The organism is Streptomyces sp. NPDC096311, from assembly GCF_044763085.1.
GTDB lineage: Bacteria > Actinomycetota > Actinomycetes > Streptomycetales > Streptomycetaceae > Streptomyces.
In genome coordinates this window covers 62,988-88,057 of sequence record NZ_JBIWFN010000032.1, presented here as the reverse complement: position 1 = coordinate 88,057, position 25,070 = coordinate 62,988, and the positions used below count along the sequence as shown (strand labels likewise).

Genomic DNA, 25,070 nt, shown 5'->3' with positions numbered 1-25,070 from the left:
GACGACAACGCCGCTGGGGGCACCCCCTGCTCGAAGAGCTTGGGGGAGGGCGTGCCAGACCCCGCGTCCGCGGCATGATCCGCCGGACAGGCCCTGGCCCCGTACCCACCGCCGTCGTGCCGTACGGCGGCGGGGGCGTCCGGTGCGCGCGTGCCGGGGGAATGCACGCGCGCACCGGAGCCGGTGCCCGGGCGGCCGGCGGGCCGGCGCCCGGGGGGCGGGGTGCGTATCCCTCCGGGGGTTGGGCGGGGTACGCACCCGAGGCGGACTCGGCCGGGCGGACCAGGGCCCCGGGGAGGGGATGGCTCCCGGGAGCGGGAACCGCCCCCCTCCCCCGGCGTACGGGAGTCGGTCCTGCGGCGGAGCGGGAGTCACTCCTTCTCGGGAGTCACTCCTTCTACGGACGGGACACCCCCCGGGGGCGCGGTGAGCGCCCCGGAGGCGGGGCCAGGAGCCCGGACACCTCGCCCCTCCCCCGGGGGCCCGGTCTGCAGGCCCGGGGGGAGGGGCCGGGTCCCGCCCCGGGGACGGGAACCAGGCACGCCGGGCCGGGGCCAGGCACGCCGGACCGGGGATCCGGCGCCCGGGACCGGGGCCGGATGCCCGCAGGCCGGGGCAGGCGCCCGGGACCGGGGTCGCCGTCAGGTCGTGAACTGCGGGAGGCGGGTGGCGGTTTCGGCGGGGGCGGGCATGGAGGCGATCTCGGTGGCGACCTTGCGGGCCGCGTCGCGGTAGGTCTCGTCGCCCAGGATGCGGCGGGCCTGTGCGGTGACCGCGCCGGCCGACAGGTCGGCGGCGTAGACCACCTCGCCCGCGCCCGCGTCGCGTACGGCGGCGGCGTTGGCGGGTCCGTCGGCGCCCTGCGGGAGGATCAGCTGGGGCAGTCCGGCCGCGAGCGCGGCCAGGGTGGTGCCGGCGCCGCCGTGCTGGACGACCAGGGCCGCCCGCTTCAGTGCCTCAGGCTGGGCCACCCACGCGGCCGCCACCACCCGCTCGGGCAGTTCGCCCAGGTCGGCGACGTCCACCACCGGGCCGGTGGCCACCAGGACCGGCACCTCGAGCGGCAGCAGCCCCTCGATGACCGTGCGCAGGACGTCCACCGAGCCCAGTGCGGTGCCCAGGGTCAGGTAGACGAAGGGGCCGTCCGCGTCCCGGATGGCCGCGGGCAGTTCGCCCGGCTCGCCGTAGGCGACGGGGCGCTGCTCGACGCGGGGCAGCGGGGCGGCCAGGAAGCCGCGGTCCTGGAGGGAGGGCGGGCAGATGTCGATGTAGGTGCGGGCCAGGGCCAGCAGCTGGCCGCCGGGCACGTGCACGCCCAGGTCGGCGGCGGTGGCCAGCAGTTCCTCCTGGATGCGGGCCTCCTCGGGGCCCATCGCCATCACGCCCACGCCGTGCGCGACGGCGGGCACGCCCGCCAGGTGCGCGGCGAAGGCGGCGCCGGGGTTGAGTGCCTCGTAGACGACGAGGTCGAAGCTCCCGCCGGCCAGGACGGGGGCGAGGTCGGCGGCCACCCAGCGGGGCAGCACCGAGCCGAACACCTTCACATGCAGGTCGGCCAGTACCTCGGGCGGCACGTCCTGGGCGCCCAGGTCGCCGTCGCCCTCGCCGTGTTCGAGGCCGGCACTGCCGCGTACTGCTTCCATGAACGCCTCGGGAACCGAGCGGCCCGCCGCCACCGGCTCGAGGCCGGCCGCCCGCAGGGCCGGGTGCAGCTGCTCGCCGGTGGCGAAAGCGACCTCGTGGCCCGCGGCGCGCGCGGCCTTCGCCAAGGGAAGCAGGGGATACACGTGCCCGAAGTTGCCCGCGCTGGCAAAGAGGATTCTCATACCGCCCCACGGTAGGGACGCCCCCACCCTTTGTCTAGCAGTGACAGGAGACATAGCACCGGCAGGTACGGGGGTTCGAGCGGGCGTGCGGGGCGTTTCGAGGCGCTCTCCAGTCACGGCCGATCGCCCTGGCGGATCGTCGTGGCGGCGGCCTGGCCCTGGGCGCGCGGCACACGGCGAAGGAGTCACGACTGATGACCATCACCCAGGCGGTGCCCCCGGGCACCCTCACCCAGCTGGGGCGGCGCTTCACGCTGTCGGCCCAGACCCTGGACAGCCCGGTGACGCCCAATCCGGTCTTCCGCGAATGGTTCGCCGAACAGCGCCGCACCAACCGCTACGAGGTGCGGCGCATCCCCTTCCGCGACCTGGTCGGCTGGCGCTTTTCGGACTCCACCGGCAACCTCGTGCACGACAGCGGCCGGTTCTTCTCCGTGGAGGGCCTGCAGGTGCGCGCCGAGTGGGACGGGCACGCCGCGTCCTGGTCGCAGCCGATCATCAACCAGCCCGAGATCGGCATCCTGGGCATCGTCGTCAAGGAGTTCGACGGCGTCCTGCACTGTCTGATGCAGGCCAAGATGGAACCGGGCAACCTCGAGACCGTCCAGCTGTCCCCCACCGTGCAGGCCACCCGCAGCAACTACACCGGCGTGCACAAGGGCGCCCGGGTGAACTACATCGAGTACTTCGCCCCGCCGCGGACCGGCTCCCGGGTGCTGTTCGACTCCCTGCAGTCCGAACAGGGCTCCTGGTTCCTGCGCAAACGCAACCGGAACATGGTGGTCGAGGCCCTCGGCCCCGTCCCCGCGCACGAGGACTTCGTCTGGCTGACCCTCGGCCAGATCCACCAGCTGCTGCGCGAGTCGAACGTGGTCAACATGGACGCCCGCACCGTGCTGTCGCTGATCCCCTCGTACGCCGACGAAGGACCCCCGCTGCACAGCATGGAGCACCTCCTCAACCGGCTCACCGAGATCAAGGCCCACCGCGAGCTCGTGCAGACCAGCATGCCGCTGGCCGCCGTGCGGAACTGGCGGCGCACCGAGGACGCCATCGCCCACGACAGCGGCCACCACTTCACCGTCATCGCCGCGTCCGTGGCCGCCGCCAACCGCGAGGTCACCCGCTGGACCCAGCCCCTGCTCGCGCCGGCCGAACAGGGCCTGTCGGCGTTCCTGGTGCGCCGCATCGGCGGCGTGCCGCACCTGCTCGCCCACGCCCGCTCCGAGGCCGGCGTCCTGGACGTGGCCGAACTCGGCCCCACCGTGCAGTGCCAGCCCGGCCGCGCCCTGACCCTGCCCCTCCCCCGCCGGCCCCGCTACCTCGACCTCGTCCTGCGCGCCGATCCCGGCACGCTGCTGTACGACACCGTGCAGTCCGAGGAGGGCGGACGCTTCCACCACGCCGGCAACCGCTACGTCCTGATGGAAGTGGGCGGCGAGTTCCCCGTCGACGTACCCGGCGACTTCCTGTGGGTGACCGCCGGCCAGCTGTCCGCCCTGCTGCGGCACAGCAACTACCTCAACATCGAGGCCCGGACCCTGCTGAGCGGACTGCGCGCGGCCTGGGCCCGCGGCGGGGCGTACGCCCGGTGAACGGGCCCGTGCGCGCACAAGGAGCGGGCGTGCTGCGGATCGGAGTGCTGGGCTGCGCGGACATCGCCGAGCGGCGCATGCTGCCCTCGATGGCCCGCCAGCCGCTCGTCGAGGTGACCGCGATCGCCAGCCGCAGCCCCGCGAAGGCGCGGGCGTTCACCGGCCGGTTCGGCGGCACGCCGGTGGCCGGCTACGCCGGGCTGCTGGAGCGCGACGACGTGGACGCCGTCTACCTGCCGCTGCCGCCCGAACTGCACGTGGAGTGGACCCTGCGGGCCCTTGAGGCCGGCAAGCACGTGCTGTGCGAGAAGCCGTTCGCCGCCCGCCTCGCGGACGCGGACAAAGCGGTGTCCCTCGCCCGCGAGCGCGGCCTGCTGCTGATGGAGAGCTTCATGTTCCTCCACCACTCCCAGCACGCCCGCATCCAACGGCTGCTCGGCGACGGGCTGATCGGCGAACTGCGCCTGTTCGGCTCCGAGTTCGGCATCCCGCTGCGCCGCGACACCGACGGCACCCTGCGGCGGGCCAGCACCCTGCCCGAGGTCGCCGCCTACCCGCTGCGCGCCGCCCAGCTCTTCCTCGGCCCGCACCTGCGGGTGGCCGGCGCCCACGTGAGCCCCGCCACCGCGCACGGGCCGGCGCCCGCCGGCGGCGCCCTGCTGACCGTCGCCTCCGGGGCCACCGCCCAGCTCGCCTACGGCGTCGAACACGCCTACCGCAGCGGCTACGACCTGTGGGGCAGCCAGGGACGGCTGCGCCTGGAACGCGCCTTCAGCACCCCCGACGAACACGTCCCCGTCCTGCACGTCGAGCACGGCGGCGCCGTCCGCGAGATCCGCCTCGCCCCGGACACCCACTTCACCAACATCGCCGGCGTCTTCGCCCGGGCCGTCCTCGGCCGCGAGGACTTCACCCCGCACACCGAGGCCCTCCTCGCCCACGCCCGGCTCACCGACGCCGTCGCACAGGCCGCGGCCCGCCCCGGCCCCGTATAGCCACCCGCACGGATAGCCCCGTACGGGGACTCACGCACGGGCGGCCCGGCGCGCACCTTGTGCGCGCCGGGCCGCCCGCCCGCGCCCGAAGACCGCTACCGGGCATCCTGGCCGGCGTGGATGTCGACGCCGAGCTGGCGGAACAGCCCCGCCATGTCCAGCTGGTCCCAGTGCTCGGCCAGCAGCCCGCCCTCGACCCGCCAGAAGTCGATCGACTGGAAGTTCAGCGGCCGCCCGGTGGCCTCGACGCCGAAGAACGTGCCCTGATGGGTGCCCGAGTACTCGAAACGGCCGGCGACGCGGTCCCCCTCCACGACCAGGTCGTGGACGGTGACCTTGACATCGGGGAACGCGGCGAAGATCTGCTCCCAGAACGCCGTGTTCGCCTCGATGCCGTCCTCCACGACCGGGTTGTGGTCGATGTGCCCGGGCGCGGTGTGCTCGCTCATGGTGCTCACGTCATGAGCGTTGATCATGTCGACGAAGCGCTGGACGAGTTCACGGTGGTTGTCTGCCATGCCTCAAGCCTCCCTGGGCTCGCGTCACCGAAGCGAGCAGGCGCAGCCGCCCGCCCCGCCGTGTCACCCGAGGATCCCCACCGCCTCTCGAGCCGCCCTGGAGGGGGCCTGTGGGCGCGGCCCATCCCCCATCCCGGCTCAAGTACCCGCTCCTAGCCTCACCTTCATGAAGGCTCTCGTACTCTCCGGCGGGGCCGGTACCCGCCTGCGCCCCCTCACCCACACATCCGCCAAGCAGCTGGTGCCCGTGGCCAACAAGCCGGTGCTCTTCTACGGCCTGGAAGCGATCGCGGACGCGGGCATCACCGAGGTCGGGATCGTCGTCGGGGACACCGCCGACGAGATCATGCAAGCCGTCGGCGACGGCTCCAAGTTCGGCCTCACCGTCACCTACATCCCCCAGGACGCGCCGCTGGGCCTGGCCCACGCCGTCATCATCGCCCGCGACTTCCTCGCCGACGACGACTTCGTCATGTACCTGGGCGACAACTTCATCGTGGGCGGCATCTCCTCCCTCGTCGACGCCTTCCGCGCGCAGCGGCCCGCCGCCCAGATCCTGCTCACCCAGGTCTCCGACCCGCGCCAGTTCGGGGTCGCCGAATTCGGCGCGGACGGACGGGTCATAGGCCTGGAGGAGAAGCCCAAGGCCCCCAAGAGCGACCTCGCGCTGGTCGGCGTCTACCTGTTCACCCCGGCCGTGCACGAGGCCGTCCGCGCCATCACCCCCTCCTGGCGCGGCGAACTGGAGATCACCCACGCCCTGCAGTGGCTCATCGACCAGCGGTGCGACGTGCGCTCCACGACGATCTCCGGCTACTGGAAGGACACCGGGAACGTCGGCGACATGCTGGAGGTCAACCGCTCCGTCCTGGAGCACACCGAGCCGCGCATCGAGGGCGACGTCGACGACACCAGTGAGATCATCGGGCGGGTGCAGATCGACGAGGGCGCCCGGGTGAGCGGCTCACGCATCGTGGGCCCGGCCGTCATCGGCACCGGCAGCGTGATCGCCGGCTCCTACGTCGGCCCGTTCACCTCCATCTCCCACGACTGCCGCATCACCGACAGCGAGATCGAGTTCTCCATCGTCCTGGACGGCTCCTCCGTGCGCGGCGCCCGCCGCGTGGAGGCCTCGATCATCGGACGCAACGTGGAGGTGACCCCCGCACCCCGGGTCCCCGCCGCCCACCGGCTCATCCTCGGCGACCACAGCAAGGTGCAGATCTCCTCATGACCACCACACGCATCCTCGTCACCGGCGGAGCGGGGTTCATCGGCTCGCACTACGTACGCACCCTGCTCGGCCCGGCAGGCCCCGGCGACGTCGAAATCACCGTCCTGGACAAACTCACCTACGCCGGCAACCCCGCCAACCTCGACCCGGTCCGCGCCCACCCCGGCTTCCGCTTCGTGCACGGCGACATCTGCGACACCCGCCTCGTGGCCGAACTCGCCGCCGGCCACGAGCAGATCGTGCACTTCGCCGCGGAGTCCCACGTCGACCGTTCCATCGTCGGCGCCGCCGAGTTCATCACCACCAACGTGCTGGGCACCCAGACCCTGCTGGACGCCGCGCTGCGCCGGCCCGGCGGCCCGGCCCGCTTCCTGCACGTCTCCACCGACGAGGTCTACGGCTCCCTGGCCGAGGGCTCCTGGCCCGAGAGCGACCCGCTGCGCCCCAACTCCCCCTACGCCGCCTCCAAGGCCTCCTCCGACCTCGTCGCCCTCTCCTACCACCGCACCCACGGCCTGGACGTCCGGGTGACCCGCTGCTCCAACAACTACGGCCACCACCACTTCCCCGAGAAGGTCATCCCCCTGTTCGTCACCAACCTCCTCGACGGACACCGCGTCCCGCTGTACGGGCAGGGGCTCAACGTCCGGGACTGGCTGCACATCGACGACCACGTGCAGGGCCTGGAACTGGTGCGCACCGGCGGCCGCCCGGGCGAGGTGTACAACATCGGCGGCGGCACCGAGCTGAGCAACAAAGAACTGACCACCCTGCTGCTCGACCTCGCCGGGGCCAGCTGGGACAGCGTCGAGCACGTACCCGACCGGCTCGGCCACGACCTGCGCTACTCGGTGGACTGCACGAAGATCTCCCGCGAGCTCGGCTACCGCCCCCGCAAGGACTTCGCCCAGGGCCTGGCCGAGACCTTCGCCTGGTACCGCGACCACCGCACCTGGTGGGAACCCCTGAAGCACAAAGCCGCTTTGTGAGCCGGTGAGCGCGCTCTGGGGGGCGGCACCGGGCCCGGAGAAGACGCGTTTCCCGGCGTTCCTGTCACATCCTGCCGGGCTGGTCCGTCAGGAAGGTGTAACCACCGGCAACGGCACAGGAGCTCACCATGGACGCCCGCTTGAACCTCTTCGGCAACCCGGTCGCAGGCAAGGTCCTCAGGCACATCAACTCGGCAGGCAAGGCGGTCTCGGACTCGGCGCTGCCGGCCGCGACACAGGAGCTGGTGAAGATCCGCTCCAGCCAGATCAACGGCTGCGGTTTCTGCACCGACATGCACACCAAGGACGCCGCGCACGCCGGGGAGACCCCGGTGCGCCTCAACCTGGTCGCGGCCTGGCGGGAGGCCACGGTCTTCACCGACGCCGAGCGCGCCGCCCTGGAGCTGACCGAGCAGGGCACCCGCATCGCGGACGCGGCCGGCGGGGTCACGGACGAGGCCTGGGCGAACGCCGCCAAGCACTACGACGAGGACCAGCTCGCCGCGCTGGTCTCCCTCATCGCCCTCATCAACGCCTACAACCGCGTGAACGTCCTCGTCCGGCAGCCCGCCGGCGACTACCAGCCCGGCCAGTTCGGATAACCGGCCCCAAGGCTCCGGCAGACACGCCCGCGCCTCAAAGGCGCGGGCGTGTCACCTGCCCCGGCAAGCAGGGCTAGGAGGTCTTGGTCGGCTTGGCGGTCACGGTCGGGCGCGCCGTCGTCATCTTCGACGGAGTCGGCTTCGGCGTGTACTTGCGGGTCCTCGTCGGAGTCGGCTTCGGCTTCGGCGTGTACTTGTGGGTCTTCGTCGGAGTCGGCTTCGGCTTCGGCTTCGGCGTGTACTTGTGGGTCTTCGTCGGCGACGGCTTCGGCTTCGGCGTGTACTTGTGGGTCTTCGTCGGCGACGGCTTCGGCTTCGGCGTGTACTTGTGCGTCTTCGTCGGCGACGGTTTCGGCGAATGCTTGGCGGTTGTCGTCGGCGACGGCTTGGCGGTTGTCGTCGGCGCCGGCGCGGTGGTCGTCGTCTTCGACGTCTCCGGTGCCGATACCGAAGGTGTCGCGGGTGCGGCCGGATGCTGAGATCCGGTGGCCGCTACCGCGGTACCGCCCGCTGTTCCCCCGGACAGCAGGGCTGCGGTCAGGGTTCCTACGGCGAAGGTGCGCCCCCAGTGGCTGCGGAATGTGGCATTCACGATGTTCTCCCATCTTGAACAACTGCCCCATTGGTCACTGTCGGCCTCAACCGAGGTTAGGTCGGTGCCCCCCGATCGGCGACCGGAGCACATCGGTTCGCACTTTCAACAGAAGTGGCGGGGCCCGTGCGCGGCCGCACTCCCCGGGCGGGCAGGAGTTGACGCCCTCCTCGCCTCCCGCCTGCAAAACGACGGCCTCCGCCACAGCGTGCGGGTCCGCGCCTGACCGACTGGCCGGATGCTGATCGACCTGACTCTCCGCGCCCTCCGGTTCCGGGGTGCGTGGGGATCCCGCCAGGCCGCGAGAGAAAGCATGTGAAGCCCTGCGCCGGGCTCGCTCCAACCTGCGGACAGGGCAGGCCGGTTCACACCCGGCGGCCGTCGGCGGCCGGGCTCCTGGCGCAGGGGTTCCTGGTGCCCGTCGCCGGATTCACCGTGCCGGATCCGCCAGGGCGGCCAGATCGGTCCCGGCCGTCACCGCGTCGCGCAGCAGTGCGGCGATCTCCTCCGGCTCCAGGCTGAGGGCGTCGAGCGCCCGCACGCTCAGCGGGACTTCCTCGAGCCGGTACTCGCCGCGGTCCGGGTCGGCGAACTCCGGTCCGGTGCGGTCCGCCTCGGACCAGGACCGGATGCGCGCCAGGTAGAAGTACTGGCGCTGGTGCTCACCGGCCAGCACGTGCAGCAGGCCCGTGATCTGCGGCTCGGCGCCGGTCTCCTCGCGTACCTCACGGACCAGGGCCGCGCGCAGGCCCGGATCGTGAGGTTCGACGTGCCCGCCGGGGAAGACCCGGTAGGGCGTCGCGCCCGGCCAGGTGCGCCGGATCAGCAGCAGCCCGCCGGCGGGCGTGACCAGTACCGCCCGGACACACTCGATCACCGCACCTCCCGCTGCCGGCGCCGCCCGTCAGATTACGGGCGGGGGCCGGCGGTGCGGTAGGAGGCGAGGGCCTGTTCGTAGGTGGGCAGCAGGCCGCGGGCGGCGGCCTCCGAGAGGCCGGGGGCGTGGGTGTCCTTGTCGGAGCGGATGAGTTGTCCGCTGGTGTTCCAGGGGATGCCGATGTCGGGGTCGAGGGCCTGGATGTCGACCATGGTGCCGGGCACGTACTCCTCGGAGCACAGGTAGTTCATGCAGGTGTCGTCGCTCAGGGCGAGGAAGGCGTGGCCGAGGCCGTCGGCGAGGTAGACGCCGATGCCGGAGCCGGCTTCCTGCAGGGTGGTGTCGAACATGCCGAACGTCGGGGAGCCGACGCGCAGGTCGACGACCACGTCCAGGGCGGCGCCGCGCACGCAGGTCACCAGCTTCGCCTGGCCCGGCGGCAGGGTGGTGCCGTGGATGCCGCGCAGCGTATTGCGCCGGGAGACGGAGAAGTTGACCTGCCGGACGGTGAACGGCTGGCCGCCGGCCGCCGTCAGGCCGCCCAGCCGCCAGGCCTCGTAGAACAGGCCCCGGTTGTCCGGCAGCTGCGACGGTGTGATCCGGAAGGCGTCGCGGACCTTCATCTCCTCAATGGCCATGCGTCCTCGGTTCGTCGGGGCGTGGGGGCGCCGGTTCGTGGGACGGCGCCGGGGCCGGCGCCGCCCGTGGGGTGGCGCCGGCCCCGGCTCCGGGTCAGTGCAGGGGGGCCGGTGCGGTCTCCTGCGCGGGGGCGGCCTTGGCGACGGGGGCGCTCGCGGCGGCCCGCCGGCGGGAGGGGGCCAGCAGCATGGCGAAGGTGGCAAGGGCCACCGCGGCGGCGCCCACCCACATGGCGGGCACCAGGCCGTCGACGAAGTTGCGCGGTGAGGCGTAGCCGCCGTTGGCGCTGAAGATGGAGGCGAGCAGGGCCACGCCGAGGGCGGCGCCGACCTCGCGGGTGGCGGCGGTGACGCCGGAGGCGATGCCCTGTTCGTGTTCGGCGACCGAGCCCATGGTGAGGTTCATCAGCGGGGCGTAGAACAGGGCCATGCCGGCGCCGCAGATCATCAGGGAGGGCAGCTGGGCGGCGTAGGAGACGTCCGGCTTGAGGACGAACGCCCAATAGACCATGCCGGCGGTCATCATGGCGAGGCCGAGGGTGACCACGGGTTTGCCCCCGATGCGGTCGGAGACCATGCCGCCGATGGGGGCGACGACCATCGGCATGGCGGTCCAGGCCAGCAGCCGTACGCCGGCCTGCATGGCGGTGTAGCCCTGGATGTTCTGCAGGAACTGGGTCATCAGGAAGATCGCGCCGAACATGCCGACCGACATGAGGGCGCCGGCCAGGTTGATCGCGGTGAACGCGCGGTTGCGGAACATCCGCATCGGCACCATCGGGTGTTCGGTGCGGTTCTCCCACACCACGAACAGGGCCATCACGGCGGTGCCGCCGATCAGTGCGCCCAGGACCTGCGGGGATGTCCAGCCGTCTCCGTGGCCCTTGATCAGGCCCAGCACGATGCCGAACAGGCCCAGGCTGGCCAGGGCGGTGCCGACGGCGTCGAGGCGGGAGTGGGCGATGCGGCTCTCGGCGAGCTTGCGGAAGGACAGCGGGGCAAGCGCCAGGCCGATCGGCACGTTCAGCCAGAAGATCCACTGCCAGGACAGGTGCTCGACGATGGCGCCGCCCACCAGCGGGCCGGCGGCGATGGACAGTCCGTTGACGGCGCCCCAGATGCCCAGGGCCGCGCCGCGTTTCTCGGCGGGCACGGCGGCGGTCAGCAGGGTCACCGACAGCGGCATGATGATGGCCGCGCCGACGCCCTGGACGGCGCGGGCGGCGACGAGTTCGTTGATGCCGGGTGCCAGCGCGGCGGCCGCGGAGGCGGCGGTGAACAGCAGCAGGCCCAGGCTGAAGACCTTGCGGCGGCCGAAGCGGTCGCCGAGGGCGGCGCCGAACATCATCAGGACCGCGAAGGACAGGGTGTAGGCGTTGACCGTCCATTCCAGGTCGGTGAGGCTGCCGCCGAGTTTCTCGCGGATGGTGGGCAGCGCCGTGATGATGACGAGGTTGTCCAGACCCGCCATGAACGAGGCGAGGCTGGTGGTGAGAATGGCCCAGAAGACCACCCTCCTGGTGTCACCGCCCGGGGATGGGGGGTTGACGGTGCTCATCCGAGCATCCTTTCTGGAGGCGGGTCGTGCGAGATGCTCATCGCCGTGACCGGTCCGGACCGCGGCGGGCTGGTGCCCGCACCCGCGCGCGGGCCGCTTACGGCGCCGTCGACGCTACGGACGCCTGCTCAAGTCCTCCTCGAGCCCCGCTCGGCACACGCGGGCGCGGGGGGGGGGGGGGGGGGGGGGGGGGGGGGGGGGGGGGGGGGGGGGGGGGGGGGGGGGGGGGGGGGCGGGCGGCGCCCGGCGCGGGGGCCCCCCGCCCGCCCCCCGCCCCCCCCCCCCCCCCCCCCCCCCCCCCCCCCCCCCCCCCCCCCCCCCCCGCGCCCGTGGAAGAGGGGGGAGGTTCAGGCGAGCTGGCGCTGGAAGGTGGCGATGTCGAAGTAGAGGGTCTCGTCGATCAGGACGTCGCCGTCGAAGTGGAAGAAGACGGCGACGGGGGCGTCGATGGACTTGCCGCGGTTGGGGATGCCGCGCCAGTCGGCCTGCTGCCTGCCGCGGGCCTGTGCCTCGAGGATCACGGCGGTGGGCGTGTGGTGCACGTGGTGCAGTTCGTGCTCGAGGTCGGGGAAGGCGGCCTTGAGGTCGGCGAAGTAGCCCTTCTTGATGGCTTCTTCGCCGATCAGCGGGCCCTCTTCGAAGGCCTGGATGCGGTAGACGCCGCCGCGCGGGAAGGTGGCCAGCACACCGTCGATGTCCCAGGCGATCTCGGCGACCGTGTGCTGCAGGACGACCGCCTCGCGCTTCTTGCGCAGTTCGGCGTCGGGCTGCGGGAGATCCGCGCCGGGCAGGGTGAATTCGTGTCCTTCGGTGGCCATGACCATTCCTCCACGCATCGGCCGTATGTCGGTTGGGGCCGACGCTAGGGCGCACGGCTCGCTGCGCCCTTGGGTCCGGCTCGAACCCCGGGCCTGTGACGGTGTGTTCAGGCGGTGGGCTGGAGGGTCGCGGTGTTCTGGGGCGGGCGGTAGGTGGGGCGGTAGCCGCAGGCCAGGGAGAGCGGGGACAGCAGCAGGCACAGGGCCGTGTCGAGGGCGTAGGGGCGGCCGGTGACGACGCGGTACTCGTCGCGGAAGGCGAGGGCGAGCAGCGGCATCTGCAGGCGGGGGGTGCCATCGGGGCGCAGCCGGCCTTCGTTGGTCAGGCCCCAGAGGGTCTCGAAGACGGTTTCGGTCTGGTAGGCGGGGGTGGTGCGCCAGATGACCCGGGTGGGTTCGGGGCCGGGGTTCCACATGGAGTGGACGGCGCCCGGCGGGATGTAGAAGTCGGCGCCTTGTTCGTACTCGTGCAGGACGCCGTCGAGCTGGAGGCTGAGGCGGCCGCTTTCAAGGCGCATGTGTTCGGTCTGGCGGGGGTGGTAGTGCTGGGGCGGTTTGATGACGGCGGGGGCGTACTCGACTTCGACTTCGACGAAGGCGCCGTCGGTTTCGGCGGCGGTGGTCAGGAAGGTGAGCTTGTCCTTGCCGAGGTGGAGGGTGTCTCCGGGGCGTGCCATGGGCCTCTCCGTGTTTGTTGGGGGGGGTGGGGGGTGGTCAGGCGGTGCGGGGGCCGGTGGGGGCGCGGCGGTGGCGGGGCAGTCCGAAGTAGGCGGTGAGCAGGTTGAGGACGCCGATGCCGGTGGCGATCCAGAAGCCGAGGTGGAGGCCGTCCAGCCAGGCCAGGGCGGGGGCGGTGTGGTGGGTGAGTTCGTGGGTGGTGCGGGTCAGGGCGCTGGTGGCGACGGTGGCCACCCCGAGGGAGGCGCCGACCTGGAAGGCGGCGACCAGGACGCCGGAGGCGATGCCCTGCTGGCGGGCGGGGATGTCGGAGACGCCGTGCACGTTGACGGGGATGCCGCAGCACTGCATGGACGCGCCGAGGATGAGCAGGGCGGGCAGCAGGTGCAGCAGGTAGGTGCCGTCGGCCGGGGCCTGGGTGAGCAGGATCAGGCCGAGCACGGAGCCGGCGGCGCCGGCGAGGTAGACGGGGCGGGGGCCGGCCTTGTGCATGATGCGGGTGGCGGGGGCGGTGACGAGGATGGCGACGACGCCCAGCGGCAGGAACGCGAACCCGGACTTGAGGGTGGAGTAGCCCAGGGTGCGCTGCAGGTAGTAGCTGCACAGGAAGAGCACGGACGCCTGCACGCCGCTGGTCAGGACGCGGCCCAGGCCCGCGGTGGCCAGGGAGCGGGTGGCGAACAGGTGCAGCGGCATCAGCGGGTCCGGGGTGCGGCGTTCGATCAGGACGAACGCGGCGAGCAGGGCGAGCGCGGCGGCGGCCGGGGCCAGGACGTAGGGCGCGGAGGCGGCGCCGTGGTCCTGGATGTTGACGATGGCGTAGACGAGGGCGGCCAGGCCCGCGGTGACGGTGACGGCGCCGGCGATGTCGGGGCGCGAGCCGCGGATACGGGTCTCGGGGCGGCCCCGGGACAGCAGCAGGACGCCGGCGACGGCGACGATCCCGAAGGGCAGGTTGATGTAGAAGATCCAGCGCCAGCTGAGGCTGTCGGTGATCAGGCCGCCGGCGATGACGCCGAGGGTGCCGCCGAGGCCGGCCAGCGCGGCCCACACGGCGAGCGCGGTGGTGCGTTCGCGGCCCTTGGGGAAGGTGGTGGTGACCAGGGACATCGCGGCCGGTGAGAGGAACGCGGCGCCGCAGCCCTGCAGGGCGCGGGCGGCGATCAGCAGGCCGGCGCCCTGGGCGAGTCCGCACAGCAGGGAGGCGGCGGTGAACAGCAGGGCGCCGAGCAGGAAGGTGCGCCGCCTGCCCCAGCGGTCGGCGGTGCGGCCGCCGAGCAGCATGAGGCCGCCGAAGCACAGGATGTAGGCGGTCAGCACCCATTCGACGGCGGTGGCGCCGGCCTTGAGGTCGGCCTGGATGGCGGGCAGCGCGAGGTTCACCACGGTGGTGTCGAGGAGCACCATGAACTGGGCGAGGGCGACGAAGACGAGCAGGCGCCAGCGGCGGGGGTCCGCTGCGGCGCCGGCGGGTGCGGTGTCCGTCGTGCGGGCGGCGGTGTGGTCGGTGGTCATGGCTCCCTCTCGGATGAATCTGCCTCCCGCCCCCTGCCCCTCCCTTCTTCTTCCGCTGAGGGATGGGGGCGGGAGGGGCGGCCCGGTCAGGCGGCGGGTGCCTCGATGTAGCTGAGGGCGTTGTAGATGGTGCGGTCGGGGTCGGTGATGGCGCGCCGGCCGTGCATGACGCGGGTGTTGTCGATGACGGCGGCGTCGCCGTCCTGCCAGTCGAGGTTCTCGGTGAGGCGGGCGGTCACCTCTTCGACCTCGGCCAGCAGCTGCGGGGACAGGGCGGTGCCGTCGGCGAAGGTGATGGTGGGCTTCTCGTAGTTGAAGGAGGGGCCCAGGATGCTGTTGGCGAAGGAGGGGCGCGGCCCGAACACGGTGGTGCCGGCCGCGGGGGTGGTGAAGGAGTAGCGCACCCCGCCGTCGTCCTGCGGCAGGATCTCGGTGCCGGGCAACTGGCCTGCCAGCGCGAGGAGTTCTTCGATGCCGATCTCGTCGGCGGGCTTGGTGCGGCCCAGCAGGTGGTGGGCCATCGCCCGCCACTGCGGCTCGGCGACGTAGCGGCTGTAGACGATGTCCTGGGCCGCGAATGCCGTACGGGCCTGGGGGCTGAGGGCGTCCCAGACGCGGTAGCCGTCGCAGACGGTGGTCTGGGAGCCGGAGGAGGCGGCCTTCTCGCAGAAGAACCAGGCGAGGTGGGAGCGGAAGGGGCTGTTGCCGTTCTCGGTGTGCAGGCCCACCTCGTCGAAGCCGGCGTCGACCTTCTGGGCGACCTCGGAGTAGAAGTCGCGGGCGGGGTCGAGGGTGGTGGAGGTGGAGGTGTGCTGCACCAGGGCGGTGAAGGCGTCCATGTCCGCGCCGAAGCCGCGCAGCAGCAGGAAGCCGGCCTGGGAGAGCAGGTCGCGCAGTTCCTTGGGGTCGACGCCGTCGAGGCCGCCGGGGCCTGCGGCCTCGACCAGCAGGCCGCTGCCGGTGCCGTAGGGGGTGGTCTTCACAGCCGTGCTCATGCGTTCTCCTTGGTCTCGGGGGCCGCGGCCGCGGCGGGGGTGCGGGGCTGGTCGAGGACGTGCGCGCGCACGACGTCGCGGCGGGGGCGTCCGGTGACGGTGAAGCAGGTGGCGTAGGCGGGGTCGTCCTCGGACATGAGGTGGACGACGGCGGCGCGTTCGATGCCGGAGAGTTTGCGCCGGCCGAAGTCGGTGATCTCGCGGCGGGCGGTGTCGTGGTCGAGGGCGGCGTCGATGACGAACAGGCCGTGGACCTGGTCGAGGCCGTCGGCGACGACGGCGGCCTCGCGGACGAAGCCGAGTTCGCGGTAGCGGGCCTCGACCCATTCGGGGGCCACGTTGCGGCCGCCCGCGGTGATGACGAGGTTCTTCTTGCGTCCGGTGATCCGCAGATAGCCGTCGGTGTCGATCTCGGCGAGGTCGCCGGTGTGCAGGCGGCCCTGGTCGTCGACGACGACGCTGGAGGGGTCCTCGCGGGTGTAGCCGGCGAACAGGGAGGTGCTGCGGATGAGGAGTTCGCCGTCGTCGGCGAGTTCGGCGTGCACGTGGTCCAGGGGGCGGCCGACGGTGCCGAAGCGGACGGCGCCGGGGAAGTTCCAGGACACCACGGAGGAGTTCTCGCTCAGCCCGTAGCCCTCGTGGACGGTCAGTCCGTAGGCGTCGAGGCGCTGGAGGATCTCCGGGGGGACGGGGGCGCCGCCGCAGGCGATGAAGACCGGCCCGTCGTGTCCGAAGATCCGCCGGTGGCGCTCGGGGATGCTCTCGGCGGGCTGCTGGTCGCACAGGGCGAGGAAGAGGCCGGCGACGGTGGGCGGCACGACCAGGGCGGTGGGGCGGGCCGCTCGCAGCAGGGTGAGCATGCGGGGGGCGGCGTCGGCGGCGGTGCCGACCAGGGCGGTGCCCGGCGGCAGGAAGGACACCGAACCGCCTGCCAGGAAGGGCATGTAGAGGCCGGCGACCTGCTCGATGAGGAGGCTGAGCGGGACGATGGACAGATAGCGTTCGAAGATCTCCGGGCGGGTGCGGGCGCGCAGCGAGGTGAGGAGTTCGTCCAGGCCGTGCCGGCGGATCTGTACGCCTTTGGGGGCGGAGGTGGTGCCGGAGGTGTGGATGACCTTGACGATCTGGTCGTGTCCGGGGATCTGCGGAGGCGCGGCGGGGCGGGGTGCGCGGGCCAGGGCGGGCAGGTCGAGGGGAAGGACGCGGCAGCCGTCGGGCAGGACGGGCTGGGGGGTGCCGGCGTGCCAGCGGGCCAGGGCGGCTTCGCCTGCGCTGTCGGTGAGGCACAGGTCGGCGCTCTGCAGGAGGGAGGCGGCCTGCTGGGCGGTGAAGGCGGTCGGGACGGGGATCTCGACGGCGCCGGCGAACAGGGCGGCCAGGTCGGCTACGACCCATTCGGGCGAGTTCTCCGCGAGCAGTCCCACCCGGGCCGGCCGGCCCAGCGCCTGGGCCTGTTCCTGGAGTTGGGCGGCCAGGGTGAGGGCGGCGCCGGTCAGGTCGCGGTAGCTGAAGGCGGCGGGCGCCGAGCCGTCGGCGGCCAGCACGCGGACCATGACGGCGTCGCTGCCGGCCCGCTCCAGGAGTCCCTGGGCGAGAGAGAGGCGGGCGGGGGTGTCAGGCGGCACGGGTGAGCACCCCCTGCTGCGGGCGGTTGCTCAGCAGCCGCATGTCGACCGAGGTGAAGCAGTAGCGGCCGATGGCGGCCAGCAGCAGGGTGGACTGCTCGGCGGCCTCGGCGTAGCCGACGACGGGCCGGGTGTCGTAGTAGGAGCCCCAGGCGGCCCGTTCGCCTTCGGGCAGGCATTCCGCGCTGGCGTCGGCCAGGGGGTGGAAGACGCAGCCCAGGCGCTGCATGAGGGCGGCGAGCCGGCCGGTCATGGTCATCACCGCGTACGGGCGGCCCAGGCAGGCCATGATCAGCGGGATCGCCTTGATGATCTCGGCGCCGGCGGAGGCCCGTACCGAGGCGATGGAGCCGATCTGCAGGACCTGGGAGCGTTTGACGGGGGCGCCCACGGCCCGGGTGATGACGTCTTCGACGGGGGCGTCGAGGTAGCGCTCGAGCAGGATGCTCTCTTCCTCGGGGAAGGACAGGCCCGCGCAGGCGAGGACTTCCTCCTGGCCGTCGGCGGCGGTCTCGAAGAAGGCGAGGAAGCCGTCCGGGTCGGGCGAGATGCTCGCCTGGTACTGCTTGGCGAACACCAGCCGGGCAAGGTCCGCGGCGGTCTGCCAGTCCGGGGTGCCGCGCTCGGACAGGGTGATTCTCATGTGTGCTGCGCTCCCTAACAGGGTGGGGTGGGACGTGAGGGGGGACTCATCGTCCGAGTACCGCGGGACGGTGCGCCGCCGGGCGGGCGTTCAGGGCGAGTTGGGCGGCCCGCAGGGCGCTGTTGATGGAGGTCTCGGCGAGGATGCCGGGGGCGGCGACGCTGTCGCCGGCCAGGTACACGCCGTCCCCGCGGTCGACGGCGGGGCGGTCGCGCCAGCTGAGGCCGGGCAGGTCGAGGGCGCCGGTGCGGCCGCGGGAGACGCCTTCGCGGCGCCACAGGATGCGGGTGCGCCAGCCGGGGGTGGTCAGGTCGAAGAGTTTCTCCAGCCGGGCCAGGGCGTCGGCCTTCGACTCGCCGGGCCGCAGCGGCATCTGTCCCTGGAAGAGGGCCTGGCCCTTGGGGGCGAGGGAGGGGTCGTGGTCGGAGTACTGGGAGGTGAAGCCGCCCTCGTCCATGTCGAAGGAGACGTTGCCGTCCTTCTTGGAGTGGGTGACGGCCATGTCCAGCAGGGCGGCGGTGCCGCTGGGCCATTCAAGGCCGGGGTCGCCGAGCAGGCTGCGTGCGGAGGCCAGCGAGGTCGCCACGATCACCGGTCCGCCGGCGGGCAGTTCGCTCAGCCGTGAGCCGGTCTCGATGATGACGCCGCGGGCGCGGGCGACGCGTTCCATGCGGGCGATCAGCGCGCCCCAGCCGCCGATGAAGTAGCGGCTGGGCAGCGGGAAGCGGGGGGTGCCCACGCGCAGCAGCCGCTCCCACACGAAGGCCGCCGACAGCCGTCCGGGGTCGCCGTCGAAGAGGATCGGTCCGAGGAAGCCGAGGGCCTCGTTCACGGTCTGCTGAGCGAAGCGTTCGCTGGCCCAGTCCTGGAAGGAGCGGTCGACGGGGACCTCGATGCCGCGGTGGCGCCAGGTCATCTTCATGTAGCCGGACGGCAGGGTCATCCGCAGCCGGCCCTGGTGGCGAAAGCGCATCCGGGTCCACTCGTGGAAGGACAGCCGCACGTAGCGGCCGGCCAGTCCGCGCTGCAGCAGCCAGTGCCAGGCGTCGCCGTTGTCGAAGAAGGTGTGCGGCCCGTCGTTGGTGACGTAGGGGCCGGCGGCCGAGCGGGCGCGGCCGCCGGTCGCGGAGTGGGCCTCGTGGACGGTGACGCGGGCGCCCTGTTCGGCGGCGGAGATCGCCGCGGTCAGGCCGGCCAGTCCGCCGCCGATGATCGTGATGTTCGCCATGGTTATCGGGATTCCTCCGTGGATACCCCCGCCTTCAGGCGGGGGAGGAAACGGACTCCTGCGGAGCAGGGCAGGGAAAGCCGATTCGCCGCCAGGGCGGATCGGCGTCCACCGCCAACGACCCGCAGGAGACTGGTAGTTTGTAGGCCGTCCGGCCAGCGATAACCAAGCTGGCCGGGCCTACCGCCGGGCTGGCGGGATGTCAGGTCTGTGGAGCTGGCGTAAGACTGCTGGGCGTACCAACGTCCCTTGCCGTTAGTTCGGGGCAGCTGCTGTCTGAGAAGCAGAAAGCTCAACCCGCGAGGGAAGAATCCCCCTGCTTCAGCTGGGGGAGAAGTCAACGCACTCACTTCGCCTTCGAGGGCCCGCGGGCCGGGGCCGGGGTCGGGGGTCAGCCGTCGAGGGTGGCCATGGCACCGACGGGGTAGCGGTCGCCCGCCGTGGAGCCGTGGGGGGCGATCTCGTCGAGGGCGGCGAGGTCGGCCGCGCTCAGCTCGACGGCGCAGGCGGCGAGGTTCTCCTCCAGGTAGGTGACGCGTTTGGTGCCGGGGATGGCGACGATGTCGTCGCCCTGGGCGAGGACCCAGGCAAGGGCGAGCTGTCCGGCGGTGATCTTCTTGGCGGCGGCCAGTGCCTGCAGCCGCTCCACGACGTGCAGGTTCGTCTCGAGGTTGCCCTGCTGGAAGCGGGGCACGACGCGGCGGAAGTCGTGTTCGGCGAGGGCGTCGAGGCTGCGGATGGCTCCGGTGAGCAGGCCGCGGCCCAGCGGGCTGTAGCCGACGAAGCCGATGCCCAGCTCGCGGACGGCCGCCAGGACGCCGTTGGCCTCGACGTCGCGGGTGGACAGGGAGTACTCGGTCTGTACGGCGGTGAGCGGGTGCACGGCGTGGGCGCGGCGGATGGTGGCGGCGGACGCCTCGCAGATGCCGAGGTGGCGGACCTTGCCGGCGGTGACGAGGTCGGCGAGTGCGCCGGTGGATTCCTCGACGGGGACGGCGGGGTCGACGCGGTGCAGGTAGTACAGGTCGAGGCGGTCGGTGCCCAGCCGGCGCAGGGTGGCGTCGATGGAGGTGCGGATGTAGTCGGGGCGGCCGTTGAGGCGGCCGGTGATGGTGCCGTCGGCGGTGACCTCGTTGCCGACTTTGGAGGAGACGGTGATGCTGTCGCGGCGGCCGGCGATGACGCGGGCGACGAACTCCTCGTTGCTGTGCGGGCCGTAGAAGTCCGCGGTGTCCAGGAGGTTCACGCCCAGTTCCAGGGCGCGGTGCGCGGTGCGCAGGGCTTCCTGGTCGTCGGCGGGCCCGTAGGCGAAGGTCATGCCCATGCAGCCGAGTCCCTGCTCGGAGACCTCCAGCCCCTGGCTGCCGAGTTTTCGTTGCCGCATCATCGGTTCCTTCCTGAGCCGTGCACGGGGCGGTTGTCGTCCAGCAGTGACCGTCTAGCAGTGACAGTGTCAGTGTCCTTGCTAGAGAAGTGGTGGGGTGCCGGTCCCCCGGTGCTCGGACGGCGGTCGGCCGGCAGTGGGTCAGCCGGCGGTGGTCGGCGGTGGTCAGCCGGCGGTGGTCGGCGGTGGTCAGCCGGCGGTGGTCGGCGGTGGTCAGCCGGCGGTGGTCAGTTCGCTGGTGACGGACATCCAGGTGTGGCCGTCCCGGGCGGCGTTGGCGGCCAGGTGGGTCCACGGGTCGGTGCCCAGCACCGCGGCCGCTTCCCGGCGCAGCCAGGAGTCGAAGGGGTCGGCGGAGGCCGCCAGCCGGCGGGCGGCGCCCTGCGGGTCGCGGGCCTCGATCCGGTGGACCAGCACGTCCTGGCCGCCCAGGGGCTGGAGGGCGAAGGACTCCTGGAGGATGCCCGCACGGCGCCGGGAGGCCTCGTAGGCGCGCAGTTGCTTTCCGGCGAGCTCGGCCTGAAGGGCGTGCCAGGCGCCGGCGGCGCCGGGCGGCAGCGGCAGCAGGGCGCCGGCGCTCGTGACGGTGCGGCGGGCCGCGGTGCGGGCGCCGGTGCGGGCGGCGGGGGTGAGCCGGCGCAGGCCGAGCACGGCCAGCATGTTGGACTCCACGCCGATGCCCCAGCGTTCGGCGATCAGGCCGTCGGCCAGCAGCCGCCACACCACGACGCCGGTGAACTCGATGGCCTCTCCGGTGGGCGGCGCGCCGAGGAAGTCGCCGAGGTGGGTGCCGCGCCAGGTGTTGTGGATGACGACGTGGTCGCCGTGGGCGCTCATGTCCTCGATGGTCACGTGCAGGTCGGGGAAGCCCTCGCGCAGGCCGGCGATGGTGTAGCGGACGCCTTCGAGGCCTTCGGGGGCGCCGGGCAGCGGCTGGTGGTCGATCATGTGGGGGCTGTAGATCTCGTCGACGACGGAGAAGTCGCCCTGGTTGACGAAGGCGTCGAAGACCCGGCGGATGGTCTGCTTGTTGCGTTCCTCCACGCTGCGGGCGGTGCGCTCCGTCTCTTGTATCGACACGTTCTCTCGTCCTTCGGTCTCGGCGCCCCGCGGGTGCGGGGGCGCAGGTCACAGGGGCGGCGGGCGGGTGTCCGGGGCGGGTCAGCGGCCGGGGAAGGGGGCGTCCCAGGTGAGGGTGAGGCCCGCGTACAGGTAGCGGCTGGCCTCGATGGCCAGCAGCAGGACCGTGTCGCCGGGGCGGATGCGGCCCTCGCGCCAGCCGGCGTCGAGGGCGAGGGGGACGGCGGCGGAGCCGGTGGCGCCGACGTCGGTGAGGTTCTCCACGATGGTCTTGCTCAGGGTGGCCTGGTCGGCGGGCGGCAGTCCGGCGGCGGCGTACTCGCTGGCGAAGTACTCGGCGTTGCCCTCGGGCAGCACGCACGCGTCGAGGTCGGCCAGGGTCAGGTGGGAGCGGGTGAGCAGGTCGTGGATGCCCTCGACGAAGACGCGGGGGCCGAACTGGGCGGTGCCGGGGATGTCGAGGCGGATGTCCATCAGGCGGGGGCGGCGCTGCTGTTCGGCGAGGGGGGCGTCGGTGCCGCCGCCGACGATGAGCATGCCGGGTTTGCGGGCGCCGCCCAGGGAGCGGGTGGCGAAGACGGGGCGGTGGCGGCCGTGGGCGGAGCCCTCCTCGCCGGCGCGCAGCACCAGGGCGCCGGCGCCGTCGCCGAAGGTGTAGACGGTCAGCCGGTCGCGCATCCGTACGCGTTCGGGGTCGCGGCCCAAAAAGACGGGGGCCAGCAGCGGGGAGACGGCCTCGGCGCCGATGACCAGGGCGGTGGTGTAGGTGCCGTCGGCGAGCAGGCGGCGGGCGATGTCGTGGGCCTGGACGGCGCCCACGCAGCCGGCGCGGACCTCGATGACCGCGCAGTCCTTGAGGCCGAGCTGCTGCTGGACGTAGGTGGCGGCGACGGGCAGGAGGTAGTCGGGGCTGGCGGTGGACAGGACGATCAGGTCGATCTCGTCCGCCTGGACGCCGGCCCGCTCGAGGGCCTGGCGGGCGGCGGCGGTGGCCATCTGCGAGGTGCTGGTGGTGTGGGCGCCGGTGGCCGGGTCGATCATCCAGTGCCGGCGCTTGACCTGGATGCCGTCCAGGACGTCGGCGGGCAGCGGGCCCGTGATGCGGGCCAGGGCGTCGTTGTCGAGGGCCTCGCCCGGCAGGTGGGCGCCGGTGGCCAGGACCGAGACATGGCGTGCGCGGGGTTCGGCGGGCGGGGCGGTGGGGGTGTGGGGCATGGTCAGTTCTCCGTTGCGGGACGCAGGACGAGGCTGATGTGGGTGCCGCCGAGCGAGGAGCTGTTGATGAGCACCGGCCCCGCCGCCACCCCGCTTGCCGGGGTGGTCCAGGCGGTGAGGGCGAGGAGGGCGGCGAGCTGGGCGCCCGCGCCGACCGGTTCGCCCAGGGTCTGTTTGGGGGTGTGCACCGGGCAGTGGGCCTCGGCGGCCAGCCGTGTGGTGGCGAGGGCCTCGGGGGTGTCCGCGCGGGTGAGGCCGGCGGCGTTGGCCCAGATGCCGGTCAGCTCGCCGGGGGTGAGGCCGGCGTGGGTGAGGGCGGCGCGCATGGCGCGCTCGACGCCCTCGCCGTCGGCGTTCCAGCGGCCGATGCCGGCCGCGTCGCCGGCGGTGCCGTGGCCGGCGAACTCGGCCAGGATGCGGGCGCCGCGGGCGCGGGCGCTGGATTCGCGTTCCAGGACGAGGGCGATGCCGGCCTCGGCCAGGGTGTAGCCGGCGTCGTCGAACAGCGGCAGCTGGCGGTAGGCGGCCAGCACGCCCGGGGAGAGGTCCTCGACCGCCGGGCACAGCACCGCCTCGGCGCGGTGCTGCAGCAGCAGGTCGTGGGCGACGGTCAGGGCGGAGGCGCCGGCGGCGTGTCCGGTGGTGACGGTGGAGGTGGGGCCCTTGGCGCCGACGTGCATGGCGACCTGGCCGGCGGCGGCGTTGAAGACGGTGTTGGGGAAGACGGCGGGGCTGCCGTGGGCGGGGCAGCCGCCCAGCACCGGCAGCAGGAAGTCCTCGATGCTGCGCATCGGGCCCAGTCCGGTGCCCAGGACGACCCCGGTGTGCTCGTCGGCCTGAAGGCCGGCGTGGGCGAGGGCGGCGCGGCAGGAGGCGACGGCGAGCTGGGAGAGGCGGTCCATGCGGCGCCGGTCGCGGGCGCCGATGTGGGCGCCCGCGTCGAAGACGGCGCGGGCCACGCGCAGGCCGTCCTCGTCGGCGCCCAGCCGCCGTCCCTGCCGCCAGGCCTCCCACAGCGCCTCGAGGCCTTCGCCGGCGGGGGTGAGGGCGGCGCCCCCGGTGATGACGACCTTCTCGGCGGCGGGCGGGGCGGGGACGGTGAAGCGCCGTCCGGAGGGCCAGCCGAAGGCGACGCAGGCATTGGCGCCGGCGAAGGCGAAGTTGTTGGACAGGGCGGCGTTCATGGCCAGTTCGCGGCCGGTGTCGGGGACCGCGTCCAGCCCGCACTTGGGGTCGGTGCCGGTGAAGTTGGCGGTCGGCGGGGCGATCTGTTCGACCAGGGCCTTGACGGTGACGATGGCCTCGACCGCGCCGGCCGCGCCCAGCAGGTGGCCGATCATCGACTTGGAGCTGCTCAGGGCGGTTTTCTGGGCGTCCTCGCCGAACGCGGCACGTACCGCGTTGGACTCGGCGGAGTCGTTCTTGGGGGTGCCGGTGCCGTGGCCGTTGATGTAGCCGACGTCTCCCGGGGTGATGCCGGCGGCCTTCAGGGCGCCGCGGATGGCGCGGGCGGCGCCCTCGCCCTCGGGGTGCGGGGCGGTGGCGTGGTAGCCGTCGGCGGACAGGCCGTAGCCGAGGACCTCCGCCAGGACGGGGGCGCCCGCGGCGCGGGCCACCGACTCCTCGGCCAGCACCAGCATGCCCGCGCCTTCGCCCAGGGACAGCCCGTCGCGGTCCTTGGAGTAGGGGGCGGCGGGTTTGGCCGACAGTGACTGGAGGCTGGTGAAGCCGGCGAACGCGGTCTCGGTGAAGGCGTCGCTGCCGCCGGCGAGCATCGCGTCCGCGCGGCCCGCGGCGATCGCCTCGGCGGCGTGCGCGATGGCGTGCGCGCCCGAGGCGCAGGCGGTGTTGACGGACAGAGCCGGCCCCTTGAGAGCGAAGGCGCCGCTGAGTGCCTCGGCGATGGCCTGCGGCGGGACCAGCAGGTAGTGCAGGGCGTCGTCAAGGCGGGCGGTGCCCTCGCGGCTGCGGCGGGCGAGTTTCTCGGCGCTGCGCAGGCCGCCGTTGCAGGAGCCGAACGCCACCCCCCAGCGTTCGGCGGGCAGGCCCGCAAGGCCCGCCTGCTGGAGGGCTTCGGCGGCGGCGGTCAGCGCGAAGTCGACGGCCGGTTCCCGCTCGCTGCCGCCGAAGGCGGCCAGGTAGTCGTAGGCGGGCCGGGACAGGGGGGGCACTTCGCCGCCGATGGCCGTGCCGTAGCCGTCCATCGGCATGCCGGTGACCGGGCCGATGGCCGAATGCCCGGCCCGGATGCCCTCCCACAGCGCGGCGGCGCCCTCGCCCTGGGCGGTCACGGCGCCGACACCGCAGACCACCACGGTCCGGGGCCGGGCCGCGGTGTCCGGCCGTACGGCGCGGTCGTGGACGTCGGTCATCTGGATTCCTCCGTGGATACCCCAGCCTTCGGGCTGGGGAGGAAACGGACTCCTGCGGAGCAGGGCAGGGGAAGACGATGCGCCGCCAGGGCG

At 73.0% G+C, this 25,070-nt stretch carries 22 protein-coding genes; 6 read left to right on the top strand and 16 right to left on the bottom strand.

What is annotated here, in order from left to right; genetic code table 11:
• Positions 1-641 precede the first annotated feature (641 nt).
• Positions 642-1,826 (bottom strand): glycosyltransferase, encoded by a 1,185-nt coding sequence (locus tag ACIRA5_RS48910; RefSeq protein ID WP_403703769.1) that lies wholly within the window; start codon positions 1,824-1,826, stop codon positions 642-644.
• Between the two features lie 194 nt (positions 1,827-2,020).
• Here ACIRA5_RS48910 and ACIRA5_RS48905 point away from each other — a divergent pair, with 194 nt between their 5' ends.
• Both ACIRA5_RS48905 and ACIRA5_RS48900 read left to right on the top strand, forming a co-directional pair.
• Entirely contained in the window at positions 2,021-3,421 is a 1,401-nt protein-coding gene (locus tag ACIRA5_RS48905) for an NDP-hexose 2,3-dehydratase family protein (RefSeq protein ID WP_403703766.1), read from the top strand.
• Between the two features lie 29 nt (positions 3,422-3,450).
• On the top strand, positions 3,451-4,416 hold the full coding sequence (locus ACIRA5_RS48900; RefSeq protein WP_403703763.1) for a Gfo/Idh/MocA family protein: 966 nt from the start codon (positions 3,451-3,453) through the stop codon (positions 4,414-4,416).
• Between the two features lie 95 nt (positions 4,417-4,511).
• Here ACIRA5_RS48900 and ACIRA5_RS48895 read toward each other — a convergent pair whose 3' ends face one another.
• Entirely contained in the window at positions 4,512-4,934 is a 423-nt protein-coding gene (locus ACIRA5_RS48895) for an ester cyclase (protein WP_403703760.1), read from the bottom strand.
• Between the two features lie 166 nt (positions 4,935-5,100).
• On the opposite strand from ACIRA5_RS48895, the gene ACIRA5_RS48890 reads away from it, so the two are divergent.
• From ACIRA5_RS48890 to ACIRA5_RS48875, 4 genes are all read left to right on the top strand, one after another.
• Positions 5,101-6,168, top strand: a complete 1,068-nt coding sequence (locus ACIRA5_RS48890; protein WP_403703757.1) for a glucose-1-phosphate thymidylyltransferase — start codon at positions 5,101-5,103, stop codon at positions 6,166-6,168.
• A complete protein-coding gene (gene rfbB / locus ACIRA5_RS48885; protein WP_403703755.1) occupies positions 6,165-7,157 on the top strand; it encodes a dTDP-glucose 4,6-dehydratase in 993 nt (330 codons plus the stop codon). The genes ACIRA5_RS48890 and rfbB overlap by 4 nt, the downstream gene beginning before the upstream one ends.
• 128 nt (positions 7,158-7,285) lie before the next feature.
• Complete coding sequence (locus tag ACIRA5_RS48880) at positions 7,286-7,759, top strand: carboxymuconolactone decarboxylase family protein (RefSeq protein ID WP_382368193.1); 474 nt, start codon at positions 7,286-7,288, stop codon at positions 7,757-7,759.
• Between the two features lie 92 nt (positions 7,760-7,851).
• Entirely contained in the window at positions 7,852-8,238 is a 387-nt protein-coding gene (locus tag ACIRA5_RS48875) for a hypothetical protein (RefSeq protein WP_403703751.1), read from the top strand.
• A 543-nt stretch (positions 8,239-8,781) separates the two neighbouring features.
• On the opposite strand, the gene ACIRA5_RS48870 is transcribed toward ACIRA5_RS48875, so the two are convergent.
• The 14 genes from ACIRA5_RS48870 to ACIRA5_RS48805 form a co-directional block, all read right to left on the bottom strand.
• Positions 8,782-9,228 (bottom strand): NUDIX domain-containing protein, encoded by a 447-nt coding sequence (locus ACIRA5_RS48870; RefSeq protein ID WP_403703748.1) that lies wholly within the window; start codon positions 9,226-9,228, stop codon positions 8,782-8,784.
• Positions 9,229-9,260: 32 nt separating this feature from the next.
• Complete coding sequence (locus tag ACIRA5_RS48865; RefSeq protein ID WP_403703745.1) at positions 9,261-9,866, bottom strand: dTDP-4-dehydrorhamnose 3,5-epimerase family protein; 606 nt, start codon at positions 9,864-9,866, stop codon at positions 9,261-9,263.
• A 94-nt stretch (positions 9,867-9,960) separates the two neighbouring features.
• Positions 9,961-11,424: a DHA2 family efflux MFS transporter permease subunit gene (locus ACIRA5_RS48860; RefSeq protein WP_352053024.1), complete on the bottom strand. Its 1,464-nt coding sequence runs from the start codon at positions 11,422-11,424 to the stop codon at positions 9,961-9,963.
• Positions 11,425-11,771: 347 nt separating this feature from the next.
• Positions 11,772-12,242, bottom strand: a complete 471-nt coding sequence (locus tag ACIRA5_RS48855; protein WP_403703741.1) for an ester cyclase — start codon at positions 12,240-12,242, stop codon at positions 11,772-11,774.
• A 107-nt stretch (positions 12,243-12,349) separates the two neighbouring features.
• On the bottom strand, positions 12,350-12,919 hold the full coding sequence (locus ACIRA5_RS48850; RefSeq protein ID WP_403703738.1) for a cupin domain-containing protein: 570 nt from the start codon (positions 12,917-12,919) through the stop codon (positions 12,350-12,352).
• Between the two features lie 37 nt (positions 12,920-12,956).
• The gene (locus ACIRA5_RS48845; RefSeq protein ID WP_403703735.1) at positions 12,957-14,435 is read right to left on the bottom strand and encodes an MFS transporter; all 1,479 of its coding nucleotides are present in this window, start codon (positions 14,433-14,435) and stop codon (positions 12,957-12,959) included.
• Positions 14,436-14,521: 86 nt separating this feature from the next.
• Positions 14,522-15,430 carry a TauD/TfdA family dioxygenase gene (locus tag ACIRA5_RS48840; RefSeq protein ID WP_403703732.1) on the bottom strand — a complete coding sequence of 303 codons (909 nt, stop codon included), beginning with the start codon at positions 15,428-15,430 and terminating at the stop codon, positions 14,522-14,524.
• On the bottom strand, positions 15,427-17,055 hold the full coding sequence (locus ACIRA5_RS48835; RefSeq protein ID WP_403703729.1) for an AMP-binding protein: 1,629 nt from the start codon (positions 17,053-17,055) through the stop codon (positions 15,427-15,429). The genes ACIRA5_RS48840 and ACIRA5_RS48835 overlap by 4 nt, the downstream gene beginning before the upstream one ends.
• The gene (locus tag ACIRA5_RS48830; protein ID WP_403703726.1) at positions 17,045-17,698 is read right to left on the bottom strand and encodes a thermostable hemolysin; all 654 of its coding nucleotides are present in this window, start codon (positions 17,696-17,698) and stop codon (positions 17,045-17,047) included. Before ACIRA5_RS48830 ends, ACIRA5_RS48835 begins: the two co-directional genes overlap by 11 nt.
• A 46-nt stretch (positions 17,699-17,744) precedes the next feature.
• A complete protein-coding gene (locus ACIRA5_RS48825) occupies positions 17,745-18,938 on the bottom strand; it encodes an FAD-dependent oxidoreductase (protein WP_403703781.1) in 1,194 nt (397 codons plus the stop codon).
• Positions 18,939-19,317: 379 nt separating this feature from the next.
• Complete coding sequence (locus ACIRA5_RS48820) at positions 19,318-20,310, bottom strand: aldo/keto reductase (protein ID WP_403703778.1); 993 nt, start codon at positions 20,308-20,310, stop codon at positions 19,318-19,320.
• Between the two features lie 213 nt (positions 20,311-20,523).
• Complete coding sequence (locus tag ACIRA5_RS48815; RefSeq protein ID WP_403703723.1) at positions 20,524-21,390, bottom strand: ester cyclase; 867 nt, start codon at positions 21,388-21,390, stop codon at positions 20,524-20,526.
• An 81-nt stretch (positions 21,391-21,471) separates the two neighbouring features.
• Positions 21,472-22,605, bottom strand: coding sequence for a 3-oxoacyl-ACP synthase III family protein (locus ACIRA5_RS48810; protein ID WP_403703721.1), 1,134 nt, complete (start codon positions 22,603-22,605; stop codon positions 21,472-21,474).
• 2 nt (positions 22,606-22,607) lie between these two features.
• Positions 22,608-24,977: a beta-ketoacyl synthase N-terminal-like domain-containing protein gene (locus ACIRA5_RS48805; protein WP_403703718.1), complete on the bottom strand. Its 2,370-nt coding sequence runs from the start codon at positions 24,975-24,977 to the stop codon at positions 22,608-22,610.
• Positions 24,978-25,070: the final 93 nt, after the last annotated feature.

Excerpts from the sequence above, each read along its gene's own strand:
- ACIRA5_RS48910 (WP_403703769.1), bottom strand. The coding sequence starts at position 1,826 with ATGAGAATCCTCTTTGCCAGCGCGGGCAACTTCGGGCACGTGTATCCC.
- ACIRA5_RS48905 (WP_403703766.1), top strand. The coding sequence starts at position 2,021 with ATGACCATCACCCAGGCGGTGCCCCCGGGCACCCTCACCCAGCTGGGG.
- ACIRA5_RS48895 (WP_403703760.1), bottom strand. The coding sequence starts at position 4,934 with ATGGCAGACAACCACCGTGAACTCGTCCAGCGCTTCGTCGACATGATC.
- ACIRA5_RS48890 (WP_403703757.1), top strand. The coding sequence starts at position 5,101 with ATGAAGGCTCTCGTACTCTCCGGCGGGGCCGGTACCCGCCTGCGCCCC.
- rfbB (WP_403703755.1), top strand. The coding sequence starts at position 6,165 with ATGACCACCACACGCATCCTCGTCACCGGCGGAGCGGGGTTCATCGGC.
- ACIRA5_RS48880 (WP_382368193.1), top strand. The coding sequence starts at position 7,286 with ATGGACGCCCGCTTGAACCTCTTCGGCAACCCGGTCGCAGGCAAGGTC.
- ACIRA5_RS48865 (WP_403703745.1), bottom strand. The coding sequence starts at position 9,866 with ATGGCCATTGAGGAGATGAAGGTCCGCGACGCCTTCCGGATCACACCG.
- ACIRA5_RS48860 (WP_352053024.1), bottom strand. The coding sequence starts at position 11,424 with ATGAGCACCGTCAACCCCCCATCCCCGGGCGGTGACACCAGGAGGGTG.
- ACIRA5_RS48855 (WP_403703741.1), bottom strand. The coding sequence starts at position 12,242 with ATGGCCACCGAAGGACACGAATTCACCCTGCCCGGCGCGGATCTCCCG.
- ACIRA5_RS48850 (WP_403703738.1), bottom strand. The coding sequence starts at position 12,919 with ATGGCACGCCCCGGAGACACCCTCCACCTCGGCAAGGACAAGCTCACC.
- ACIRA5_RS48845 (WP_403703735.1), bottom strand. The coding sequence starts at position 14,435 with ATGACCACCGACCACACCGCCGCCCGCACGACGGACACCGCACCCGCC.
- ACIRA5_RS48840 (WP_403703732.1), bottom strand. The coding sequence starts at position 15,430 with ATGAGCACGGCTGTGAAGACCACCCCCTACGGCACCGGCAGCGGCCTG.
- ACIRA5_RS48830 (WP_403703726.1), bottom strand. The coding sequence starts at position 17,698 with ATGAGAATCACCCTGTCCGAGCGCGGCACCCCGGACTGGCAGACCGCC.
- ACIRA5_RS48820 (WP_403703778.1), bottom strand. The coding sequence starts at position 20,310 with ATGCGGCAACGAAAACTCGGCAGCCAGGGGCTGGAGGTCTCCGAGCAG.
- ACIRA5_RS48810 (WP_403703721.1), bottom strand. The coding sequence starts at position 22,605 with ATGCCCCACACCCCCACCGCCCCGCCCGCCGAACCCCGCGCACGCCAT.
- ACIRA5_RS48805 (WP_403703718.1), bottom strand. The coding sequence starts at position 24,977 with ATGACCGACGTCCACGACCGCGCCGTACGGCCGGACACCGCGGCCCGG.